General features: G+C 63.4%; 14 protein-coding genes and 1 other RNA gene. 7 read left to right on the top strand and 8 right to left on the bottom strand.

What is annotated here, in order from left to right; all coding sequences use genetic code 11:
• Nucleotides 1-5: 5 nt before the first annotated feature.
• From ACZCWR_RS12205 to trxA, 7 genes are all read right to left on the bottom strand, one after another.
• On the bottom strand, nucleotides 6-6,008 hold the full coding sequence (locus tag ACZCWR_RS12205; RefSeq protein WP_487301021.1) for an alpha-2-macroglobulin family protein: 6,003 nt from the start codon (nucleotides 6,006-6,008) through the stop codon (nucleotides 6-8).
• Between the two features lie 102 nt (nucleotides 6,009-6,110).
• Nucleotides 6,111-7,472: an MATE family efflux transporter gene (locus ACZCWR_RS12200; RefSeq protein ID WP_487303314.1), complete on the bottom strand. Its 1,362-nt coding sequence runs from the start codon at nucleotides 7,470-7,472 to the stop codon at nucleotides 6,111-6,113.
• A gap of 43 nt (nucleotides 7,473-7,515) precedes the next feature.
• Nucleotides 7,516-9,279 (bottom strand): ArnT family glycosyltransferase, encoded by a 1,764-nt coding sequence (locus ACZCWR_RS12195; protein ID WP_487301020.1) that lies wholly within the window; start codon nucleotides 9,277-9,279, stop codon nucleotides 7,516-7,518.
• A gap of 250 nt (nucleotides 9,280-9,529) precedes the next feature.
• A complete protein-coding gene (locus ACZCWR_RS12190) occupies nucleotides 9,530-9,784 on the bottom strand; it encodes a type B 50S ribosomal protein L31 (protein WP_487301019.1) in 255 nt (84 codons plus the stop codon).
• A gap of 151 nt (nucleotides 9,785-9,935) precedes the next feature.
• A complete protein-coding gene (locus ACZCWR_RS12185) occupies nucleotides 9,936-10,760 on the bottom strand; it encodes a M90 family metallopeptidase (protein WP_487301018.1) in 825 nt (274 codons plus the stop codon).
• Between the two features lie 120 nt (nucleotides 10,761-10,880).
• Nucleotides 10,881-12,146: a transcription termination factor Rho gene (rho, locus tag ACZCWR_RS12180; RefSeq protein WP_487301017.1), complete on the bottom strand. Its 1,266-nt coding sequence runs from the start codon at nucleotides 12,144-12,146 to the stop codon at nucleotides 10,881-10,883.
• A 277-nt stretch (nucleotides 12,147-12,423) separates the two neighbouring features.
• The gene (gene trxA / locus ACZCWR_RS12175; protein WP_008349330.1) at nucleotides 12,424-12,750 is read right to left on the bottom strand and encodes a thioredoxin TrxA; all 327 of its coding nucleotides are present in this window, start codon (nucleotides 12,748-12,750) and stop codon (nucleotides 12,424-12,426) included.
• A gap of 311 nt (nucleotides 12,751-13,061) precedes the next feature.
• Here trxA and ffs point away from each other — a divergent pair.
• The 7 genes from ffs to ACZCWR_RS12140 all read left to right on the top strand — a co-directional run bounded on the left by ffs (nucleotide 13,062) and on the right by ACZCWR_RS12140 (nucleotide 19,156).
• An RNA gene (gene ffs / locus ACZCWR_RS12170) (signal recognition particle sRNA small type) lies at nucleotides 13,062-13,160 on the top strand.
• A 152-nt stretch (nucleotides 13,161-13,312) separates the two neighbouring features.
• On the top strand, nucleotides 13,313-15,514 hold the full coding sequence (locus ACZCWR_RS12165) for a DNA polymerase III subunit gamma/tau (RefSeq protein ID WP_487301016.1): 2,202 nt from the start codon (nucleotides 13,313-13,315) through the stop codon (nucleotides 15,512-15,514).
• A 70-nt stretch (nucleotides 15,515-15,584) separates the two neighbouring features.
• Nucleotides 15,585-15,911 carry a YbaB/EbfC family nucleoid-associated protein gene (locus tag ACZCWR_RS12160; RefSeq protein ID WP_049654145.1) on the top strand — a complete coding sequence of 109 codons (327 nt, stop codon included), beginning with the start codon at nucleotides 15,585-15,587 and terminating at the stop codon, nucleotides 15,909-15,911.
• A gap of 53 nt (nucleotides 15,912-15,964) precedes the next feature.
• Nucleotides 15,965-16,561, top strand: coding sequence for a recombination mediator RecR (gene recR / locus ACZCWR_RS12155; protein WP_487301015.1), 597 nt, complete (start codon nucleotides 15,965-15,967; stop codon nucleotides 16,559-16,561).
• A gap of 20 nt (nucleotides 16,562-16,581) precedes the next feature.
• Nucleotides 16,582-16,806, top strand: coding sequence for a DUF1653 domain-containing protein (locus ACZCWR_RS12150; RefSeq protein WP_487301014.1), 225 nt, complete (start codon nucleotides 16,582-16,584; stop codon nucleotides 16,804-16,806).
• A 31-nt stretch (nucleotides 16,807-16,837) separates the two neighbouring features.
• Nucleotides 16,838-18,043 carry a CaiB/BaiF CoA transferase family protein gene (locus ACZCWR_RS12145; RefSeq protein WP_487301013.1) on the top strand — a complete coding sequence of 402 codons (1,206 nt, stop codon included), beginning with the start codon at nucleotides 16,838-16,840 and terminating at the stop codon, nucleotides 18,041-18,043.
• Between the two features lie 165 nt (nucleotides 18,044-18,208).
• The gene (locus ACZCWR_RS12140; RefSeq protein WP_487301012.1) at nucleotides 18,209-19,156 is read left to right on the top strand and encodes a glycosyltransferase family 9 protein; all 948 of its coding nucleotides are present in this window, start codon (nucleotides 18,209-18,211) and stop codon (nucleotides 19,154-19,156) included.
• On the opposite strand, the gene ACZCWR_RS12135 is transcribed toward ACZCWR_RS12140, so the two are convergent.
• Nucleotides 19,128-20,102 (bottom strand): NADPH:quinone oxidoreductase family protein, encoded by a 975-nt coding sequence (locus tag ACZCWR_RS12135; protein ID WP_487301011.1) that lies wholly within the window; start codon nucleotides 20,100-20,102, stop codon nucleotides 19,128-19,130. The two genes, ACZCWR_RS12140 and ACZCWR_RS12135, sit on opposite strands and share 29 nt — an antisense overlap.
• Nucleotides 20,103-20,128: the final 26 nt, after the last annotated feature.

The raw sequence follows: 20,128 nt of genomic DNA, 5'->3' as shown, positions 1-20,128 counted from the left end.
CCATCTCACTTCGCTGGTGCGGACTTCACGACCACCGGCGCATTCGGCAGCGCACCGAACGACGAGGGCGCGTAGAGCGCCTCGACGCGCGTCGGCGGCAGGCCGAAGGTGCCGGGATTGTTCAGGCGCAACGTGTACTCGACTTGCAGCTTGCCCTTCGGCACATAGTCGTAATACGCGCGATACCCTTCGAAACTACGTTCGATGAACGCCGGCCACGCAGCACCATTGTTCGACTTCTCGCCTTGCGTCGCCGCTTCCGAGTCGCGGCCGAGACCGGAGCCGAGAATCGTCGCGCCAGCGGGAATCGGATCGTTGACGACGACCCACGTCATGTCGGCCTGTGCATCGATATCCAGATGCACGCGCACGATATCGCCGCGCGAAAGCTGACCCTTCACGGCGGGATCGACCGGCGTCACCGTCTTCGAGATGCGATAGCCCGCCGCCAGCGGCGCTTTCAACGCGACCGCCGCGAGACTTTCGATGGTCGCCCACGGCTTTCCGGTGCCATCTTGCGTCAACGTGAGCGAGCCGCTGGACCACGGCAGCATCACACTGCGGGCACGGCCGTTCTGCGTGATCGGCGTGGCCGAAGCAACCTGATCCGCCGATGCCGCCGCGTTCCAGTTCACGCCACGCGATTGCGAGCCAAGCTGAACCGACGTGTTCCCCGTCACCGGCTCGCTTTCGAACAGACGCGAGAAGCGCGCGACGGCGAATTCACCCCACAAGTTCGCGGTCGTCGTTTGCCACGCGCCATGCGTCTGCAAGGCGAGCAGGCCCGCGACGAGACGCGGCATCTCATCCTTCCAGCCGGGTGCATCCGCGAAAATCAATGCGGTGCGCGCGGCGTTCGATTCCGTGCCGGTCATGAGCCAATAGAGATCGTCGTCGCGCTCGGTCGAGAAGCTCAGGCGCGTGCCCTGATACGTGAGCCGCGCGCGGATGATCTGCTCGGCCTGTGCGCGCTTTTCCTCGCGGTCCGGAATGCTATCGACGCGCGACAGGATGGCGTAGTAATCGAGCACGGCGGAAGTCGGCCATTGATTCGGCGCGATGGTGATCGACCCGAGCATGCGCGGCTGCGCAAGCCCGTAGCGCGAGAGCGCTTCGATGGCGGCGAGCTTCTCGAAGTCGAGGTCGTCGCGCGGCGCCCAGAACTTGCGCTCGATCTTCCCGTCGATGAAGTTCGCCAGGCCCGCCGTCATCTGGTTGCGCGTGTCCGCCGAGAGGGCGAAGCGGCGGTCGAGCTTCGCGGCTTCGTCCGTGACGGCGAGCAGGTAGGCGGTGAGCGCCGGGCTGCCGGTCGGACGGGCGTCGTCATACGGCGGGAAGTAGTTCGCCAGACCATCGCGATCCAGATACGACGGCATGCGCGTGAGCACGCCTTGCCATTGCGCGGCATCCATCAGGCCGAGCGCGCGCGAAGTCTGCTGTTCGAGGCAGTTGAACGGATACTGCTCGAACCAGCGGCGCACGCCCGGCAGGCCATCGGCGAGCTTCGGCTGCAAGGACACGGCGATGCCGCCACGCACCGCGCCATCGCTCGATTTCGCGGCATCGGCGGGCGGTGCGACGGGCAGCGCGAGCGTGCCGTCCACTTGCGAAATGGTTGCCTGTTGCACGGTAATGGGGATGGCCGCGACGACGCGTTGCGTGAGCTTCACGGCATCCGACGCTTTCGACGCGCCTTGCTCCACCGCGCTCACGTTCCAGTCGATGCTCGCGGACGAACCCGCGCCGAGCACGTCCGGCGTGGTCACATTCCACGCGATGTCCTGCGACGACTCCGGCGCGAGATCGACCGTGCGCGCATCGAGCGCGAGTTGACCGGCGCGCGGCGTGACGATGACTTGCATCGATCGCTGCGTGGTGTTGCGCAGCGTGAACTGCGCGCGGAAGGCGTCCCCCACGCGCACGAGCGGCGGCAATCCCGAGATGAGTTGCAAGTCCTGCGTGCTCTGAATCGACGCGCTGCCGGTGCCGAAGCGTCCCGCGCCGACCGTCGCGATGGCGACAATGCGGAAACGCGTGAGCGCGTCGTTCAGCGGGACATCGACGGTTGCTTCGCCGTTGGCATCCAGCGTGACGCGCGGATTCCACAGCAAGAGTGTGTCGAACAGTTCGCGCGTCGCGCTATGTCCGCCACCGCCGCCCGCAGGCACGGCCTTGCGTCCGAAGTGACGCCGCCCGATGATTTCCATCTGCGCCGTCGATGTCTCCACGCCATAGGCGCGCTGCTGCAACATGGCATCGAGCACGTCCCAGCTTTGATTCGGCATGAGTTCGAGCAGGGCTTCATCCACGGCGGCCACGGCGATTTGCGTGCCGGCGGGCGCGGGCTTGCCATCGGGCAGCGCGACCTTCACCTTCACATGCGCCTTCGCGCGCACGGTGTACGACTTCGCGTCCGGCGTGACGCTGACCGCGAGCCGGTGCGACGCCGTGCCGACCTTGATCGATGCCACACCATAACGGAACGCGGGCTTCGACAGATCGACGAGCGGCGTCGGCGCCTGATATTGACGGCCTTCGTACCAGAACGAGTGCGCCCATTCGAGCGGCGCTTTCCAGCCCCACGTGAAGAACGAATACCACGGCACTTCATGAATGCGCCCACGCAGCGCGAGCACCGACACGTACACGTTCGGCCCCCACGCGTCCTGCACTTTCAGTTCGACGGTCGGGTCCTTGCCGTTGAGTTCGACCACATGCGTTTCGACGATACCTTCACGCTCCACGGCAACCAGCGCCGTCGCCGAACGGAAGGGCATGCGCACCTGAAAGCGCGCCGTCTCGCCCGGCTCGTAGCTGGTCTTTTCCGGAAGAACGTCGATGCGGTCGGTGTTCTCGCCGCCGAACCACAGTTCGTCCTCACGCGTGACCCACACCGACGTGCTCGCGTTCGCGACATGCCCATCGCCATCCTTCGCATACGCGATCAGATCGATGTTGCCCGCGTCCTTGAGCTTCGCATCGCACGACACGATGCCGTGATCGTCGCTCTTGCCGCTGCACAGCGTGCCGAGATCGTTCGTCTCCGAATGATTGTCGTAGGCGTAGAAGCCGCCGACCATGCGCTTGCGCGAACTGCTCATCACGCGCGCGATGCCCTTGATCTCGACCGATACGCCCGCGCGCGGCTTGCCCTGCAAATCGAGCGCGATTGCCTGCACCGGCAGCGTGTCGCCGACCGATACCCAATGCCCGGCCTTCACGCCCACCGCGACCGATGCCGGCCACAGCAACGCGCCGCCCGCGATGGTCTGCGTCTCGCCGTTCGGATCGGCGAAAGTGGCTTCGAGCGCGAGGCGTTTCGGTGAATCGACGGTGGGCAGCGATTGGATCGTGAGCTTGCTCGCGCCATCGCGATTCAGCGTGAGCCTGAGCTTGTCGGCGACGAGTTTCGTGCTCGCGGTATCGTCTTGTTGCTCGCTGTCTTCGTCTTCCGAAGGCGCGCTCGCACCGTCGTTCGCGGGCTTGCGATACGGCGAAAAATCGAACGCTTCGTATTGCGATGCAAACGGCACCGACGCATTGCGCACGAGCGCCGACACTTGCACCGGCAAGTTCGCGGCCGGACCGCCCTGCACGTATTCGAGTTGCACATTGACCGGTGCTTCGCTCGCGGCGATCAGTCCGGGCGATTTGGTATCGCCTGCGGTGATCGAGCCTTTGAAGACCGGCAAGCGGAATTCTTCGACGCGGAAAGTGCCGGTGTAATACGAGTGCTTGATGGCGCTTTCGTCGTCATTGTCATTGTCCGCGGTGCCGTCATCGAGCGAAACGGAGTACTCGCCCAGCTTCGCGGCGGCGGGAATCGCGAAGGTCGAATCGGCGCTATGGTCCGTGCTCCACTTGAGCGGCATGTGCCACGTCTGACCGCTGCCGACATGGCGGATCGTCACGCGGCTCGGATTAGCGGGCGCAAACGCAAAGCCATGCAGCGTCTCGACGCGCATCAGATGCTTCATCGACACGGTTTCGCCCGCGCGCAAAAGTGTGCGATCGAACACGGTATGCGCGCGCACGGTGCGCGTGGAATCCATGTCGGTCGGCACATTGAAGCGCCACGATTCGATTCCGCGATTCCAGTCCGACGAGACAAACGCCATGTCCGGTCCGGTCTGCGGATCGTTCACGCGCGCGGAGACGAAGAAGCCGTTGTCGCTGAAGCTGTTCTCGTTGCATTCGTGCAGCGCGGCAAGCGGCTTGCCGATTTTCGCGATGCCTTGTGCATCGGTGGTCGCGGTGGCGACTTTATCGCCGTTGCAATCCGTGACGAGCACGCTCGCGTTCGGCACGGGCTTGCCCTTGTCGAGCGTAGTGACCCACACGAGGCTGTTCTCGCGGCCTTGCTTGAAGTGCACGCCGAGATTCGTGACGAGCACGGACGTGCGCACGAACATCGACTGCTTCTTGCCCATCAGCGACGCACCGAGCGCAGGCGATTGCAGTTCGACCACGTAGAAACCGGGTTGGGTGATCGGCACGCCGACCACTTCGAACGGACGCAGCGCTTTCGGATCGGCGGCGGGCAGCGTGAGAGTTTGCGCGCCGTGCTGACCGGTAAGCATAGACAGCGAGCGTGTGTCGATGATCGAATCGTTCGATACGCTGCCTTCGCTGGACGGAATGATGACCGGCTTAATGCCGTTTCGCAGCATCGCCGGCATGTTCTTTTCAACGTGCGAGCGCCACATGCCGATGCCATCGAATTTATCGACGTTGCGCATCCATTGGCGGATGTCGGCATCGGCATCGACTCTAAGCTCGCTGACTTTCGACGCGCCCGAGTTCAAGCCTTGCACGTGAAGGTCTGCTTCGACGTGACGCAGCGTGACCGGCAGCATCGCAGGCATGCCGGGTTCCGCAAACCGCTCGATGATGCCGAAGTTGCCGGAAGAAAACTTCGCCAGCGGCGGCATGGAAGCGGTCGCGGTCTTGAGCGGAAAGAAGCTGGCGTTGGAGAGCGTGCGGCCGCTCGTGTCCTTGAGATTCGCGGGCGCTTCGATCGTCAATTCGGCGCGTTCGGGCAGCGGCGCGGCGAAATCGACGGACGAGACTTCGGTATCCTTGTTGTCCGGATCGAAGGTCGGCGACAACTTGCCGTTCGGTCCGCGCAGCACGAACTTCTGCGCGTCCTCACGGCTGATCGGCGCGCTGAATTCGACATGCAGCGGACGCAGCGGCGTGCAGGGCGCTTTCGCATTCTCGCGCTCGCAGGTGAAGCTCGCGCTGAAGGGATCGCGCACGGTGTAGTCGTAGCGTTTTTCCACATCGTTGGCGAGGCCGCTCGGACCTGTCACGCCCGTGCCGAACACGAGCTGCATCTTCGATGCCGCAGGCAAGGTCTGCTGACACGCCAGCGTCAGCACGCGGTCGCTTTGCTTGTCGAGATTGAACTGCTTGAGGATCGCCGCGCGCGTGTCGCGTTCGAGCGCGCGCACCGGAATGCGGTTGCCGAGCGCGCTCGATTCGCACCAGACATGATCCAGCACGGATGCCTGCGTGGCCGGACCGTTCAGCGTCAGCACGAACGCCTGATCTTCCTCGATCTCCCCGCCATCGCCCGGCCTGATGCTTTGCACGAACGGCCCGCCGGTCTCGAATGCGAAATGTTGCGGCCCGGACACCGCGTTGCCCGCCGCCGACTTGATGTTGGCCTTCAGATCGAACGCGCAGCGCACGCCCGGCGGCAAGTCGTTCTCGAAATCGAAAGCCCACGTTTTCTGGTCGATCCAGCGCGCATTGCCCTTGGTCGATGCCGCCGGTGCGCCGCTACAGGCTACCGTGCCGGGTTGCGCGGCGCGTGGATCGCCGAAGGCGGTCATGGCTTCGTCGAACTTGACGACGACCTGCCGCACCTGCGTCACCTTGCCCTGCGGCGAGACGCTCGTCACGCGGGCGGCATCGGCGGCTTGCCACGCAGCGCCCAGGCCGATCGCGGCGAACAGAGCCACTGCCGCCACGATCCATTTATTTTGATTAGTCATTCGGCTCATCCACTCGCTCCGGGCATGCTTTGAGCGGCGATTTTACGTGAGCCTTATGGCAGTCTTTCTGCCTTTATCGTGCCGGTGACGCTTTACAACAGAAGTGAATATTCAATCAGCATCGATGCGCGAGACATGACGCGCGCTGACCTTTCGCCAATACAGGAACAACCCCACGCCCGCCAGGCCAAGACTGATCGAATTGGCGATCCAGAAGCCGCGCGCGCCCTGCAACGATTCGGGCACCATGCCGCCGACATCGAAACCCAGCAAATACCCGCCGCCCAGCCCGATGCCCCACAGCGCGATGGCGTAGATCACCGTCGGCACGAGCGTGACCTTGTACGCGCGCAGAATGAACGCGGTCGTGATCTGCAAGGCATCGCACAGGTGATAGAAGAAGATGATGAACACCAGCGGCATGGCAGCGGCGATCACGTGCGTATCCGGCGTATAAGCCGCGATGATCTCCGGCCGCGCCACGAGCAGGATCACGCCGTACACGAGCGCCAGCACACAAGCCATGCCGATGCCGTGACGCGAGATCGAGCGGGCATCGTCGAATCTTCTCGCGCCGAGCGCCTGCGACACCAGCGTCGATGAAGCAATGCCGATGGACAGCGGCGTCATGTACAGCACCGCGCCGAGATTGCCCGCGATCTGATGACCCGCGAGCGTCGTCGTGCCGAAGCGCGAGATGAACAGCGCCATGAACGTGTACGACGTCACTTCGATGAGATACGAAAGCCCCATCGGAATGCCGAGCCGCAGCAGCGCCATCTGACGCCGCCAGACCGGCCAGCAGAAGCGCGAAAAGATGCCGAACGGCCGGAAGAACGCGACTCGGGACAGCACGGTCATGCCGACGATCGCCGACGTCCAGTTGATAAGCGTGCTCGCCAGCGCGCAGCCGGGGCCGCCCATCGCCGGGACGCCGAGCCCGCCAAAGATGAACCACGTATTGAGCGGGAACTTGAGCACGAGTCCGCCCACTTGCAGGAACATCACGAGGCGCGGTTTGCCGACTGCATTGGCGAGCGAACTGTAGACGCGAAACGCGAGACTCGCCGGCAGTCCGAACGAAAGAATGCGCAGATAATCCACCGTGCGATCGTGCAGCGCGGGCGGCGCTTTCGCGAGACTCAAGAGCGGTTCGGGATAGTAGAGCAGCACGAAGCCGACGATCATGAGCGCGGCGGCGAGCCAGAACGCCTGACGCGTTTCCTCGCCGATTTCGGCTTCGCGGCCCGCGCCGAAAAGTTGTCCGGCAATCGGCTGCAACGCGACGAGAATGCCCGTCAGGCCGATATACACCGAGATATAAACCGAGCCGCCCAGACCGAGCGCGGCGAGATCGGTCGCGGAGAAGCGGCCGACCATCGCGGTGTCGATCACGCCGAAGGCGATCACCGCGAGCTGGCCGATCAGCACCGGCCACGCGAGCGCGCCGATCTTGCGCACGTCGGCGAACATGCCGGTGGCGGCGCGTGATGTGTCGTTCATCGTTTGCATCGCGTCACTGTGTCCTGCGCAGGCTCTTCTGACGCGCGGGCTTGGGCGGCGGCGCAATCGGACGCTGAATGCGCACGTAGAGCCGGAAGCGTTCGTCGCGGTCGGCCACGCGCCGGCCTTCCCAGACCAGCTTCCATTCCTGATTCGAGATCGAGGGCGGATCGCCGTAATCGGCGCGGTCCTGACGCAGCACGACGTCGCAATCCTCGTCGAAGGCGAAATGCATGCCGCCGAAATAGGCGAAGGTGGCGATTTGAGCATCGCCCAGACGCGCGGGGGAGATGCAACTGTAGTCGGGCGGCAGATGATCCGCGATCTGTTCGGCGACGTCCTGATACGTGCGGCTATAGTTGACGACAGGCAGCCACAGCGTCATGAGCAGCACCCACATCAGCGTGGTGCCCGCGCTCGACAACACGACGCTGCGCCACAGCACTTTCGGATGCCGCGCGAGACGCCAGCGCGCCAGCACGAACCATGAGACGGTCACGACCACCGCGCAGACGAACGAGAGCAGCTTGAACTCGGGATGAAACCCCGGCACCAGACGCGCGAGGTTGCGCGCCATCGACGCGGGAAAGCCGATCATGCCCGCTGTCCACACCAGCCACACCAGCGAGCCGATGATCGTGAAACTCAGCATGGCGAACCAGTCGATCGCGTTGATCGCGCCGCGTTTGAGCGTGGGCAGCGCGAATGTCGCAAGCACGGACAGCGGCGGCAGCAGCAGCATGAAAAGCCGATTGGTTTCGTGCGCCTGCAAAACCACTAGCACCAGCAGCGGCCCGATGATCGACAAGGGCACCGCCACGTGCGGCGACCGGCGCATGCCGCCCCAGCTCACGAACGCCCAAATGGCGAGCGGCCACGCGGGCCACGTGAACAGCGGCAGGTTCTTTAGCGCATAACCGAACACGCTCGCGGGCGGCCCGGAGAAATAGTCGAAACTGTTGCGCCACCATTGATGCAGCCACCAGTCGCCATCGTCGGGGAAGAAATGCAGCGTCGGCAGCACCCACGCGGCGATCAGCACGGCGGCGAGCGGCAGGCCGAACATCAGCAGCGGCAGCGCACGCACTTGCTTGACGATGATGGTCATCGCCAGCGTGCAGAGCAGCAGCGCGAACACCAACACCGGCGAACTCGACAAACCGACCACGCCTATCGCCGCGCCCCACACCAGCGCGCCGTGCAGCGGTTTGTCGAGACTGCGCACGAGGCCGTAGATCAGCATGGCGGTGCCCGCGAACTGCGCGATCTGCGGCGTGGTTTCGTGGCCGCGTTCGGCCAGACCGAAACACGCGAGCAGGATCAGCAGCGCGCCATCGGCCAATGTGCGGCCGTAGTCGCGCGGTTCCGGCTCGCCGCCGAAGGCGTATTTGAACGGCTGCGCTTCATCGCGCCGGCCGAGCAGATACGCCGAATACCAGACGAACGCGCAGGCGAGCGTGAACAGCAGACCCGTGACCACGCGCGAGGCATTGCTCGCATCGACCCACGGACTCAACACGCGAATCGCGCCCGCGCCGAGCCAGTACATCAGCGGGCCGTCCTGCGTCATGGCCTTGCCGACGAGATTGGGCAGCAGCCAGTCGCGCGCATCGCCGTTGGCCATCGTCCACATCACGCCGAAACCGGCGGCGTCCTCGTTCTTCCACGGATCGCGGCCGAACAGCCCGAACGACGCATAAGTGATACAGATGGCGAGCAGGAGCCAGCGCGGCAGGGCGCTGGTGGCGGAGGCGGTGAGACGAACGACGGATCGCATGCGATAGGGCAGATTGAAAGAAACGGGCCGCGAGCCATGCGGTCGAACGCGGCGGGGTCAGAGCCGGAGCATCCGGCATTGTAGACGGGCCGTTGCGCGCGGTCACGGCGAACGGCGCGCGCGTAACCGCAGGCAACACGCTTTACGCGTATTCAGGTGTGACTCCAGCAACGGGAATGCCGCGAAAACCGCGCGGCGACAAAAAAGGGCAGCCAAAGCTGCCCTTTTTCGCTGAAACCCGAAGCCCGACTTACTTCTTGGTGGAGAAGCGCGCGAACTTGTTGTTGAACTTCTCGACGCGGCCGGCCGTGTCCATGATCTTTTGCTGGCCCGTGTAGAACGGATGCGATTCCGACGACACTTCGATCTTCGCGAGCGGGTACGTCTTGCCGTTAAAGTCGGCGGTTTCGCGCGTCTGGATGGTCGAGCGGGTCACGAAGCGGAAGTCGTTCGACATGTCGACGAACAGGACTTCGCGATAATTCGGGTGAATGCCTTCTTTCATGGTCTTTCCTGGTATCTGGCGGTAGCCAACCCGCTGCGCTTGGAAAAAGCGACCTGCGCGAGCCACTTGCCTAGGGTCGAAAAACGGCGATTATGCCAGAAAATCAGTCGGTTGACATTCTTTTCGAACGTTTTGCACGCGTTACGCAGCGTTATGCGAGCGCTCCGACACCCGCCGGATCTTGCCGGTAATAGCGCGCCAGCAGCCGGTAAAGCTCCGGATATTCCGCTTCGAACGGCTTGGGCGTGACGAACAGCGCCTCGCTGCACACCGCGAAAAACTCCGACGGATGATCCGTCGCATAAGGATCGATCAGCGATTCGCGCTCGAAACGCCCCCAGCGCCGCTGCGGCACCGCGTCCACGCGCGCGCAGAACTGGTCGTAGGCGTTGTCGAAAACATCGGCCCAGGCTGACGAATCGAGCGGTGCATGCCAGCGCCGATAAAGCGGCGGATGCCCGTCCGCGACGCCGTTCACCATGTCGATCTTGTGCGCGAATTCGTGGATCACGACGTTGTACGCGTCCGAGCCGTCGGCCATCTGCGCGTCTTCCCACGACAGCACGACCGGACCGCCTTCCCACGCTTCGCCGCTGGCATCGTGCTCGACTTCGTGGACCACGCCGTCCTCGTCCTCGACCGTCTTGCGAATGATGAACTCGCCCGGATACACGATCACGCCGACCCATCCGCGGTACAGCTCCAGATCGAGATTGAGCACCGGCAAACACGCCTGCGCGGCGATCGACACGATCATCTCGTCGGTCAGTTCCAGTTCGTGCGCCGTCGAAAATTCCTTCTGCGCGATGAACAGGCTCGCGGTCTCGCGCAGACGCGCGAGGTCGTCGGCGTTCAGATGCGCGAAGCACGGAAACGCATCGAGCGTGCGGCGCCAGAGGGCATCGTCGATCGCGTATTTACGCAGCGCGCGTTCGCGGCGTTGCGCGCCGAACCAGCGGGCGAAAAGGTTGGTCATCGTTCGTTCGATTCACGGGACAAGCCGGATTGTACGAAGTGTATGAAGCACGCTCCGCGCGCAGCCGAAAAAAAGCCGCCTGACGAAGCAGGCGGCTTTCTCTCGTGAAGTACGCGCGGTTTAACTTCCGCCGCGACGCATCATGTCGAAGAACTCGGAATTGCCCTTCGTCTGACGGATTTTGTCGAGCAGGAATTCCATGGCTTCGACTTCGTCCATGTCGTGGATGAACTTGCGCAGCACCCAGACCTTTTGCAGCACGTCCGGCTTGATGAGCAGTTCTTCGCGGCGCGTGCCCGACTTGTTCAGATTGATCGACGGATACACACGCTTTTCCGCGAGACGACGTTCCAGGTGCACTTCCATGTTGCCGGTGCCCTTGAACTCTTCGTAGATCACATCGTCCATGCGGCTGCCGGTTTCGATCAGCGCGGTGCCGATGATGGTCAGCGACCCGCCTTCCTCGATATTGCGCGCGGCGCCGAAGAAGCGCTTCGGACGTTGCAGCGCGTTGGCATCCACACCGCCGGTCAGCACCTTGCCCGAAGCAGGCACGACCGTGTTGTAAGCGCGCGCCAGACGCGTGATGGAGTCCAGAAGAATGACCACGTCATGCTTCATTTCCACCAGACGCTTGGCCTTTTCGATGACCATTTCGGCCACTTGAACGTGACGCGCGGCGGGTTCGTCGAAGGTCGAGGCGATGACTTCGCCCTTGACCGAACGCTGCATTTCCGTCACTTCTTCCGGGCGTTCGTCGATCAGCAGCACGAACAGCACGATGTCCGGATGGTTCTGCTTGATCGCATGCGCGATGTGCTGAAGCATGACCGTCTTGCCCGACTTGGGCGACGCGACGAGCAAGCCGCGCTGGCCCTTGCCGATCGGCGCGATCATGTCGATGATCCGGCCGGTCACGTTTTCCTCGCCGCGCATTTCGCGTTCGAGCGGCAGCGGCTTGTTCGGATGCAGCGGCGTGAGGTTCTCGAACATGATCTTGTGTTTCGAGGCCTCGGGCGGCTGCCCGTTGACCTTGTCCACCTTGACCAGTGCGAAATAACGCTCGCCGTCCTTCGGCGTGCGCACTTCACCTTCGATGGTGTCGCCGGTATGCAGATTGAAGCGGCGAATCTGCGACGGGCTGATATAGATGTCGTCCGTGCTGGCGAGATACGAGGTCTCGGGCGAGCGCAGGAAACCGAAGCCGTCGGGCAGCACTTCCAGCGTGCCGTCGCCGAAGATCGTGTCGCCGCCCTTGGCGCGCTTTTTAAGAATGGCGAACATGAGTTCCTGCTTGCGCAGGCGGTTCGCATTTTCGATTTCGAGGCCATTGGCCATCTCGATCAGTGCGGAGACGTGCTGAGACTTGAGCTCGGATAAATGCATACGGGTTTCCCGCCAGGGAGAGAGAGGTGCGACGAAAAGATTTGGGAGAAGAGGTGAGCGGAACCGCTCGAGACTTATTACTTCTGCTTGCTACAGCTCTAATTCTACTTCTTGGTACTTCAGAACTGTTGTGAATATAGCATAGCACACGCCACACGGGCCTTGAGTGGGCTTGAGGCGGGGCTTTTTCGTTCCATGTTGTGGTCAGACAACATGGAACGCTTAAGGCTCAAGCGGCGCGGATTAAGGAAACCGCTCGCACTCAAGCCTTGGTGCATCACAGATTGCTGTCGAGGAACGCGGTGAGCTGCGACTTGGACAATGCGCCGACCTTCTGCGCGGCGACCGCGCCGTTCTTGAAGAGGATCAGCGTGGGAATGCCTCGCACGCCGAACTTGACCGGCGTCGACTGATGCTCGTCCACATTGATCTTCGCGATTTGCAGGCGATCGCCGTAATCCTTCGCGACTTCGTCGAGGATCGGGGCGATCATCTTGCACGGACCGCACCACTCCGCCCAGAAATCGAGCAGAACGGGTTTATCTGACTTGACCACATCCTGTTCGAAGGATGCGTCGCTGATGTGCTTGATTGATTCGCTCATTGTCTGAATACCTCTATCGATTCGAGGCCCGCGTTTGAATGCTCGCCACGATACACCGGATCTGAAAAATGTTCGCCGCCCAACGGGCACTCATGTCGCCGCGCGCCGGAAGGCAAATGACCCGCGTATGCAGCAAGGATGCTCGCGCGCGGGTGATTCAGATGTCATCTTAGCTTACTTTGCTATCCGTTGCCGCGCGCCGATAGGGACCATTTGAGGCTCGAAATGCAAAGCACAAGAGGGCATCGCAGTTGAGCGCAAGTGCGGACAATCCTTCCGGGGAAAGCGTCATGCGTGATATGATTCGACGTGACGGGCCTCCTCGCATGGCGGCGCGGTCAACCTGGTCAGGTCGGGAACGAAGCAGCCACAGCCGTTTTCCACCAGTGCCGAGGGTCGGGCTCGTCACCTTCCGCTTTTTCTGTTGTCCATTCCCCTGATTTGTCTTTGTCCGCACGGCATTTTTTCTTGCCGATGCACGGGGAAATCACGCGTGCGCAGTACGCCGAAGCGCCCATACGCACGGCGTTTGCCGCCGGTGGTTGCTGATACAATTTCGCGCATGACCTATCAAGTTCTCGCACGCAAATGGCGGCCGAAATCGTTCGAGTCGCTCGTCGGCCAGGAGCACGTCGTTCGTGCGCTCACGCATGCGCTCGACGGCGGCCGTCTGCATCACGCCTATTTGTTCACGGGCACGCGCGGCGTCGGCAAGACCACGCTTTCGCGTATCTTCGCCAAGGCGCTCAATTGTGAAACCGGCGTGACGTCCAGGCCGTGCGGCGTGTGCCGCGCGTGCCGGGAAATCGACGAAGGCCGGTTCGTCGATTATGTCGAGATGGATGCGGCGAGCAATCGCGGTGTCGACGAAATGGCCACGCTGCTCGAACGCGCGGTCTATGCGCCGGTGGATGCGCGCTTCAAGGTCTACATGATCGACGAAGTGCATATGCTCACGAACCACGCCTTCAACGCCATGTTGAAGACGCTGGAAGAACCGCCGTCGCACGTGAAGTTCATCCTCGCGACCACCGATCCGCAGAAGATTCCGGTTACCGTGCTGTCGCGCTGTCTCCAGTTCAATCTGAAGCAGATGCCGGCGGGGCATATCGTCTCGCATCTGGAGAACATTCTTCAGCAGGAGAACATCGCGTTCGAATCGCAGGCGCTGCGGCTGCTGTCGCGCGCGGCGGATGGCAGCATGCGCGATGCGCTCTCGCTCACCGATCAGGCGATCGCCTATTCGGCCAATCAGGTCACCGAGGAAGCCGTGCGCGGCATGCTCGGCGCGCTCGATCAGAGCTACCTCATTCGCCTGCTCGACGCGCTCGCCGCGACCGATGGCGCGCTCGTGTTGTCCATCGCCGATGAAATGGCCTTGCGCAGCCTGTCGTTTTCCACGGCGTTGCAGGATCTTGCGAGTTTGCTGCACAGAATCGCGTGGGCGCAGTTCGCGCCGGCGTCGGTGCTCGACGAATGGCCGGAAGCAACGGATATTCGCCGCTTCGCGGAGATGCTGTCGGCGGAACAGGTTCAGTTGTTCTATCAGATCGCGACGGTCGGACGCGGCGAACTCGGCCTCGCGCCCGATGAATACGCGGGCTTCACCATGACGTTGCTGCGCATGCTCGCGTTCGAGCCTGCGGGCGGTCCGGGTGGCGGCGGGTTGTCGGTGAGTGCGCCTTCTGCTGCGAAGCCTGCGCGTGGCGCGGCGCTTGCCGGTGCGATGGCTCAGCGTGCGGCTACGCCTGTGCCTTCGCCCGCCCCCGCGCCCGCGCCGGTTCAGGAAGCCAAAGCGCCGAAGCAAGTTCCGCAAGCCGTGCCTGAAGCTGCGCGGCCAGCGCAGCCTATCGATGCACCTCCCGCCGACACCGCGCCGCTTCCCGCCGCGGCACGCGAAACCGCCGATCAACTCGCCGCGAAATCGCCCGATGCTTCGGCCACCGAAGCATCGCCGACGCGCGCGGGCGGTGGTGCGCGCGCCGCGCTTGATGTGCTGCGCAGCGCGGGCATGAAGCTGTCGTCGGATCGTGCGGGTCGGGCGGCATCGGCTCCGCAAGCCGCTGCGCCTGTCGCGCCGAAGCCTGAGCGCGTGGTGCAAGTCAAGGCTCCCACGCCCGCTGAACCCCCGGCGCGCGCCACCGTTCCACCGTGGGAAGACATGCCGCCGGACGACTACGCGCCGTCGTCATCGTCGTCCGAGGATGGCTATTTCATGCCGCCCGACGATGGCTTCGTGCCCGCGTTCGATAGCGGTCCCGACGACATGCGCTTCGGCGATGCATCGCCCATGAACGCGCCTATAACCGCTCCGGCGCCGAAGATCGACAGCACGCCGCTGCCGCCCGCCATTCCGCTCGATGCCTTGAATATCGACATCGAATGGGCGGTGCTCGCGGCCGATCTGCCGTTGAAGGGCGTCGCGTACCAGCTCGCGTTCAACAGCGAACTGACCGCGTGCGATGCCGCGTCCGTCACGCTTTCTGTGCCCGTGCAGATGTACACCGATCAGGCGCACGTGTCGAAGCTCAAGGCCGCGCTCGCGGAGAAATTCGGCCGCGCGCTCGAAGTGAACGTGAGCGTCGGTCCCGCGCGCCGCACCGCCGCCGCGCTCGATGCCGCCACGCGCGCGAAACGCCAGCAGGAAGCCGAGCAGGAGATCACGCAAGACCCGTTCGTGCAGTCGCTGATCCGCGATTTCGGCGCGAGCATCGTGCAAGGCTCGATCAAACCCATTTCCGCGACGGGCGCCAATCCTTCGTGAAACACGCCGCTTGCGGCTGAAACGCAAACGCGCCCGCCGAACCCGTTACCCTTTGGCAAGGAGCCGAATCATGATGAAGAACCAACTCGCCGGGCTGATGAAGCAAGCCCAGCAGATGCAGGAAAACATGAAGAAGATGCAGGACCAGCTCGCGCTGATCGAGGTCGAGGGCCAGTCCGGCGCCGGTCTCGTGAAGGTGACGATGACCTGCAAGAACGACGTGAAGCGCGTGTCGATCGACCCGAGCCTGCTCGCGGACGACAAGGACATGCTCGAAGATCTGGTCGCCGCCGCGTTCAACGACGCCGTGCGCAAGGCCGAGGCCACCACGCAAGAAAAAATGAGCGGCATGACCGCCGGCATGCCCATGCCGCCCGGCTTCAAGATGCCGTTCTGACCGCGCGGCCACGCACGCTGAACAAGCATCGCGTGGCCCGCATTCGAGGACACATGAAACAGCCTTCCGCCCTGTCGGCGCTCGTCGAAGCGCTGCGTGCGCTGCCCGGCGTCGGACCGAAGTCGGCGCAACGCATGGCGTATCACCTGATGCAGCACGATCGCGCGGCGGCCGAGAAGCTCGGGGCATCGCTCTTGTTCGCGACCGAGCATCTCAAGCATTGCCAGATGTGCAACACGTTCACCGAGGCGGACATCTGCGAAGTCTGCAGCGACGAGGAACGCGATCCCGCACAGTTGTGCGTCGTTGAAACGCCGGCCGATCAGATCATGCTGGAACAGACGCTCACATATCGCGGGCTTTACTTCGTGCTGATGGGGCGTCTCAGTCCGCTCGACGGCATCGGGCCGAAGGAGATTCACTTCGAACGGCTCATCAACCGCGCGCTCGATGGCGTGGTGCAGGAAGTGGTGCTCGCCACCAACTTCACCAACGAGGGCGAAGCGACCGCGCACTATCTCGCGCAAACGCTCAAGACCAAGGGGTTGAAGGTGACGCGTCTGGCGCGCGGCGTGCCCGTGGGCGGCGAACTCGAATATGTCGATGCCGGCACCATCGCGCGCGCCATGCTCGATCGCCGCTCGGTATGAATTCATCCGGAAAGCACGCAATGACAGAAACCGAAGCACTCGCGCTCGCGACGCATCGCCATTACAAGGGCGGGCTGTATCGCGTGGTCGGCGTGGCGCGTCACTCGGAAACCGAGGAAGCGATGATCGTCTATGAACATTTGTGGCCGCACGAGCGCGGCTTGTGGGTGCGTCCCGCCACGATGTTCAACGAAACACTCGCGGATGGCACGCCGCGTTTCAAGGCGCTCGATATCCCGCTCTGACCCACGCCAACCAATAAAAAGGAGACAACGCATGAGCGCATCGACGGGACCGCTCGCGGGCGTCAAGGTGCTGGAACTCGGCACGCTCATCGCGGGACCGTTCGCGGCGCGCTTCATGGGCGAGTTCGGCGCGGACGTCATCAAGATCGAAGATCCGAACGGTGGCGATCCGCTGCGCAAGTGGCGCAAGCTCTATCCCGAAGTGGGCGGCACGTCGCTGTGGTGGGCGGTGCAGGCGCGCAACAAGAAGTCGGTGACGATCAATCTCAAGGCCGAAGAAGGCAAGGAAATCGTGCGGCGTCTGGCTAAGGAAGCCGATATCGTCATCGAGAATTTTCGGCCGGGTCTGCTCGAAAAGCTCGGGCTCGGCTACGAGGTCTTGAGCGCAGAAAATCCCGGTCTCGTGATGGTGCGGCTTTCAGGCTATGGGCAGACTGGTCCGTATCGCGATCGTCCCGGTTTCGGCGCGATTGCCGAATCGATGGGCGGCCTGCGTCATATCACCGGCTATCCGGATTTGCCGCCGCCGCGCATCGGCATTTCCATCGGGGATTCCATTGCAGCGCTGCATGGCGTGATCGGCGCGTTGATGGCGCTGCATCATCGGCAAGTGAACGGCGGGCGCGGGCAAGTGGTCGATGTCGCGCTGTACGAAGCCGTCTTCAACATGATGGAAAGCGTCGTGCCCGAATACGGCGTGTATGGCATGGTGCGCGAGCCCACCGGCGCGTCGCTGCCGGGCATCGTGCCATCGAATACGTACGCGTGCCGCGATGGCAGCATCGTGATCGGCGGCAACAGCGACCCGATCTTCAAGCGGCTGATGACCGCCATCGATCGCGCGGACATGGCGAACGATCCCGCGCTCGCCTCGAACGATGGCCGCGTGCCGCGTACACAGGAAATCGACGATGCCATCGCCGCGTGGCTCGCCACCCGCAGCATCGACGAAGCGCTCGACGTGCTCAACGCCGCCGATGTCCCCGCAGGCCGCATCTACAGCGTCGCGGACATGTTCACCGATCCGCAGTACATCGCGCGGCAAATGCTGCAACGCTTTCCATGGCAGGACGGTCAGGAAATCGCGTTGCCGAACGTCACGCCGAAGATGTCGGAGACGCCGGGCGAAACGCGCTGGCTCGGGCCGACGCTCGGCGAACACACGGACGAAGTGTTGCAGACGCTCGGGTATCAAGCGGATGACATCGCAAGGTTGCGCGCGGCGAAGGTGATCTGAAGGCCGTCGCCCATTCGCGTAAGCAAGACAAAACGTATCAACTTCGTTCCCCAAATCAGTTATGTTCATGCGGTTCAGCGATGCTGAACCGCATGGCCTTGCCGTGTGCCTTGAACGAATGTCATCTGCGTGACGTAGAGTCGCGCAATTTTTCCAGAGCCGGGAATGAACATGCAGGCCGACCGTGCCGTGGCGGTGGTGTTGCCAGCGCCCATCGGCGACAGTCTGATCGGACTGGTCCTCGTCAACAATCTCGTTCGCAACGGTTATCGGCCCGTGGTGTTCGGCTGGGTGGCCGAGCAACTCGCGGACTGGCTGCCGCTCGTGCAGGTGGGTCAGGCAAGCGCCTGCGCCGGTCAGTTCGAGACGGTCATCGAATCATGGCCGACCGGTCACGCGGCGGCACTCAGCCGCACGGGCCGCACCATTTGCCTGTCGCATCTGCCGGAGTACGGCGGCTCCAAACACATGGTGGATCGTATCGTCGACATCGCGGCGAACGTGCTCGAGCTGCGTGATCTGACGCGCTCGAACGGACTCGTGGTGCCCGCTGGCGTGATGCGCGGGCGGGTGGCGAACCGTGTCGTGATTCATCCCACGGGCAGTCATCCCGAGAAGATGTGGGCGCGCGGCAAGTTTCTCGCGCTGGCGCAGGCGTTGTCGCACCATGAACTGAAGCCGAGCTTTCTGGTAGCGCCGAACGAGTTCGACGCGTGGCGTGATATCGCGGGCGAGGGACACGAAGTCAACGCGCATCCGCGTCTGGATGAAGTGGCGACGTGGATCGCCGAATCGGCATGGTTCATCGGCAACGATTCGGGGCTCGGGCATCTGGCGTCATCGATCGGCGTGCCTACGCTGTCGCTGTTCATGCGACGCGGGCTTGCGCGCTCGTGGCGTCCGGGCTGGGGGCCGGGTGCGGTGGTGATGCCGCCTTCGGTCGTGCCGTTCGCCGCGCTCAAGGAACGGACGTGGAAGCGGCTGCTGTCGGTGCGTCGCGTGATGTCGGCTTTCCATGCGTTGCATGGTCAGCCGAGGCTGTTAGCCGCGACGCATGCGCGGCATCACGCGCCATCCGCACCGCTTACATCTCGATCACGATCTTCCCGGTGACGCGGCGGTTCATCATGTCGTCGAGCGCTTGCGGCGCGTCATCGAGCGAATAGCGTTTGGTGACGACCGGTCGCAGCTTGCCCGCTTCGATCCAGCGGACCATGATCGCGAATTCTTCGTCGGCGAGCGCATGTTCGCGCCGCATGTGATCGCCCCAGAACACGCCAACGATGCTCGCGCCTTTCAGCAACGTGAGATTGAGCGGCAGCTTCGGAATCTCGCCGTTCGCGAAGCCGACGACCAGATAGCGCCCGCGCCAGCCGATGCTGCGAAACGCCGGTTCCGCATACGCGCCGCCGACCGGATCGAACACGACGTCCGGGCCGCGTCCGTCGGTGAGCGCCTTGATGCGCTCGCGCAAATCCTCCTTCGCATAGTCGATGCCGGCATCCGCGCCATGCCGTTCGCAGAACGCAAGTTTCTCCGCACTCGATGCCGCCGCGATCACGCGCGCGCCGAGAATCTTGCCGATCTGAATCGCCGCCAGTCCGACGCCGCCCGCCGCGCCGAGGACCAGCAACGTTTCGCCCGCCTTGAGCGCGCCGCGATCGACCAGCGCGTGATACGACGTGCCATAGGCGAGGGTGAAGGCCGCGGCATCGGCGAAATCGACATCGTCCGGCAACGCGATGCACGCGTCCCCTTTCGCGCGCGCCTGCTCGGCGAACGCGCCCTGCGCGGTGTACGCCGCCACGCGCATGCCGGGTGCAAGATGCGTGACGCCCGCGCCGACCGCGCGCACCACGCCCGCGAATTCCGCGCCGGGCGTGAAGGGCAGCGGCGGCTTGAACTGGTATTTGTTCTGGATGATCAGCACGTCCGGAAAATTCACGCTCGCCGCTTTCACATCGATGACGACTTCACCCGCCTCGGGCGTGAGATCCGGCAACGTTTCGATGGTGAGCGTGTCGGGCAATCCGTGTTCGTTGCAGCGTAGCGCGCGCATGTCGTCTCCTGTCGAAAGTCGCTTCA

Source organism: Caballeronia sp. A2-2, from assembly GCF_057612605.2.
The sequence above is the reverse complement of the archived record's forward strand: the minus strand, read 5'-3'. Positions and strand labels throughout refer to the sequence as shown.